The sequence below is a fragment of the Acinetobacter sp. USHLN143 genome (genome assembly GCF_037145695.1).
In the GTDB taxonomy this organism is placed as follows: Bacteria; Pseudomonadota; Gammaproteobacteria; order Pseudomonadales; family Moraxellaceae; genus Acinetobacter; species Acinetobacter fasciculus.
The window spans coordinates 1-3574 of the sequence record NZ_JBBCWZ010000135.1; the positions used below are offsets into that span (position 1 = coordinate 1).

The 3574-nt window shown below is 43.5% G+C and carries 3 protein-coding genes; all 3 read right to left on the minus strand.

All coding sequences use genetic code 11. The features are described from left to right. Window positions 1–148 precede the first annotated feature (148 nt). From truA to WFH18_RS17065, 3 genes are read right to left on the minus strand one after another with little or no spacing between them, the layout of a single operon-like run. Window positions 149–946: a tRNA pseudouridine(38-40) synthase TruA gene (gene truA, locus WFH18_RS17055; protein ID WP_005107961.1), complete on the minus strand. Its 798-nt coding sequence runs from the start codon at window positions 944–946 to the stop codon at window positions 149–151. A gap of 15 nt (window positions 947–961) precedes the next feature. Beyond that, window positions 962–1930, minus strand: a complete 969-nt coding sequence (locus WFH18_RS17060; RefSeq protein WP_247143217.1) for an asparaginase domain-containing protein — start codon at window positions 1928–1930, stop codon at window positions 962–964. Between the two features lie 47 nt (window positions 1931–1977). Next, the gene (locus WFH18_RS17065) at window positions 1978–3363 is read right to left on the minus strand and encodes a fimbrial protein FimV (RefSeq protein ID WP_336755339.1); all 1386 of its coding nucleotides are present in this window, start codon (window positions 3361–3363) and stop codon (window positions 1978–1980) included. Window positions 3364–3574: the final 211 nt, after the last annotated feature.

The window sequence follows — 3574 nt, forward strand, 5'->3', positions numbered from 1 at the left end:
TATAGCGCTTGACAAGACGCTGATCCAGGCCAGAGATGTTAAATTGAAGAGCATGCTCTTCAATTTAACGCAAAGTTCAGGAATTGTGTAGATACCTATGCCTTTTAGGAGGGGTTAGGGGAGGTAAATATTCTAAAAAATTTAAAAACTATTCCGGCATATTCAGCCAGTGCGGACCTAAGGGTAATTCAGGTAATTCAAACTGCGCCGGATAATCAGCATGAATAAAATACAAACCATCTGCTGGCGCAGTCACACCAGCAGCTTTACGGTCTTCTGCCGCGAAAATATTATCAATATGATCGGCAGCATACATGCCCTGACCAATTTCCAATAAACATCCCATGATATTGCGCACCATATGGTGCAGAAAGCCATCGGCCTGAATATCCAGTACCAGATACTGACCATGCTGAATCAGGCGGCAATGGCTGACATGACGAACGGGCTGATTGGACTGACAGGCTGCGGCGCGGAAGCTTTCAAAGTTATGCGTGCCTTCAAACTTTTTCGCGGCGTATATCATCTGTTCAACATCAAGCGGTGCATAGACATGGGTGACCTGTTTATGCAGCAATGCCGGGCGTACAGGGTGGTTGTAGACCACATAGCGATAGCGGCGCGCCTGTGCCTTAAAACGGGCATGGAAGCTGTGATCCATTTCTTTGATCCACTGGATCGAGATGTCTTTAGGGAGTTGGCTATTGCAGCCCATCAGCCAGCCACGTTCAGAACGCACGGCATCAGTATCAAAATGTGCCACCATGTTGGTCGCATGTACCCCGGCATCCGTGCGGCCGGCACCATGCAAGAGGATCGGTTGATCGGCAACTTTGCTCAGAACCTTCTCAATGGTTTCCTGTACGCTTGCAACTCCCGGCTGTTGAGTCTGCCATCCCCGATAATGCATCCCACAAAACTCAATTCCCACCGCAAAACGTTGCATAATGACCTCAAAACCTTATTGATCGTACCAATGACGATGCCATTGCTCTACAGTGTCGTATTGTAAATACATTTTTAGGGCTTTTGCATACAGATCCGCATGTCCATAACTTTCATTCAGCAAAATTTTGCAATGATTGACCCATTCGGCAATAGCATAGCGCTGATCCGTCGCACCAAAAGGCACTTGGGTGGTCAAGACGGAAATACAGCCCTGCTCATAGAGTTGATCAATGAGTGCAATCATGGCGTCATTGACCGCCAGGTTGCCAGTGCCAAAACCTTGCAGAAATAAAAAATGTGGTGGTCGAGCCAATAGGTTGTTCAGGTTATTCAGCTGCTGGGTCAGATCAACTGGCTGCATCATGATGCTCATGCAGTTGAATTCAGTCGCTTTCGTAATATCTTCAGCTTTGATCTGATAACACGCTTGACTGGTTTGGATTGCAATATTGGCCTCAAGACCGGAAAAGGCATTTAACTCAGTAGTATGCTGTTTCAGTGCAGTTTGCGCATGTAGCAGCTGATGATGGAATGCCAGATAGACCCCAGCGCTACATTCGCTGACGGAATCTAGTGCAAATTTCAGGTTATCTAGGGCATCACTAAATTCACGCTGTTCATTGCCTTGAGCATTCAGCAGCGGATATTGGCTACCGGTCAGTACCACATGCGCCGAGTTTCCAATAAAATGTGCCAGTACTGCACTGGCATAACTCAGCGTATCTGTACCGTGAATAATCACAAAATGCTGGATCTGCCGCGATTGCAATTGCTGAATAAACTGTACCAGTTGCAACCAGTCGGTTGCTGTGCAGGCACTACTGTCCTTAATGGTGGGTGCATGGTGATATTCGATAAAATACTGCTCTGCAAGTATCTGTTCGAGCTTTGGAATAAATAAATCAGCAGGCATCGGTACGAGAGGATCCCCCACGCAGCCGAATGTGCCACCCATATAAATTAATGCAATATTTTTTATCATAAAAAAAGCAGCCAATTATTGACTGCTTTAGTGTAAATCGAAATGCATCAAGATGCGATTTGATTCAGTAATTGCTCTGCGCGTTGCTGTTGTTCAGGAGTATATTCAGCTTCTCGCTCGGCAATAATTTCACGGGCAGCGGCATAGGCACCGAGTTGAATATATTGCTGGGCAAGATCAAGATTGAGACCTGCTTCATTAACATCCAGTAATTCCGGGAAAGATTGCACGAGTGGATCATGCTGGTCTATCACTGTGTGAGCTAGCGTAGCAGGAAGATCGAAATTCATCGCTGTCGCAGCAGGTGCTTCTGGCGTGGTTTCTAAATGATCTAATTTAAAATCTATGCTTGATAGATTGGTTTGTGGCATTGGTTCTGTCACAGGTGCTGCAGCTGTCAAACTGGACAGATCAAACTCAGTCGCTGGTACCGCAATTTTCTCAGCTGCTGGTACAGGTGTGTCAAGTGAGAATGAAAAATCTAGAGGCTTGATTTCTTCATCGCTAGCCGGTAACTGTTCATTATTAGTGCTTAAATTGAGATCAAAATCAGGAATCTGATTAAGATTCGTTTTATTTTCAGAATCTGTTTCTAGACGATCAGAAGCTACAGAAGAAATTTCTGACGTTGTTGGCTCTACTTTAAAAGATTCAAAGTCAAACTGAACTTCATTAACCACTACTGGTGCTGATTCAGTCGGCACACTCTGAGTAAAGCTACTCTTTGGATTAAAGTCAAAACTGTTGTCTTGTTCAGGCTCAGTCTTTGTTGCGCTGGTTGAGGCAGGCGCAGCACTCGGCTTAAAATTAAATTCAAGAGGTGCTGGTTCTTCTTTAACTGGCGCACTTTCTTGTTGTAGTTGCTCGAATGCTAAACCAGCTTTTGTATCTACAGGAAGTGATGTAAGACTCAATTCATCAAAATCACTTGTATTCGATGCGAAAGCAACAGACTTAGAAACTGGATCTGGTTTAACCGATTTTTCTCTTTCATAGGCGCTTCTTTTTTCTTCAGCCTGAGATAGAATTTCATCGATTTTCAGAACACGAATATGATTAATCAGTTGGGTAATCGCAAAATCATCTTGCTGTAAGATATGAATATCCAATAACAGCAGATAAAGCTCATGCTGTGAATTATCCCGATTCAGTGCCTGGTTAATCTGTGCTTCGGCCGCAAAAAAATTACGCTCCTGAATCAGGCCTTCAATTTTCTTGCGTGTTTCTGCTGATAATGGCGTTGCTGATTTTTTTGTGACCCCGACTGGCTCCACCACTTTGGTTCTTTGTGGGGCAGCTTTTGAAGCAGAGCCAGGTTTTTTCGCTTTTACCGTTTTAGTTTTTGCTTTATCTGATTCTTGAGCATCTTGTCGTTTTTTAAAGACAATTAATACGATGATCAATATCACTAATGGAATCACATAAATCAGCATGTTTTACCCCTTGGGGATAGAGTAGTTTAAGTTCGCCTATCCCAATAAATCGTCATGTGTAACTTTTTAATTAATTGGCTTCTTATCTGCTTGTTTGGCTTAGAGGTGGATCAGGAAATTTGAACAACACTTATAAGTGATATTTTGCTCCCCAAATGATGTTATAAACATCAATATATGGAGTATTTTATGACACGTAGACCAAGAAGAA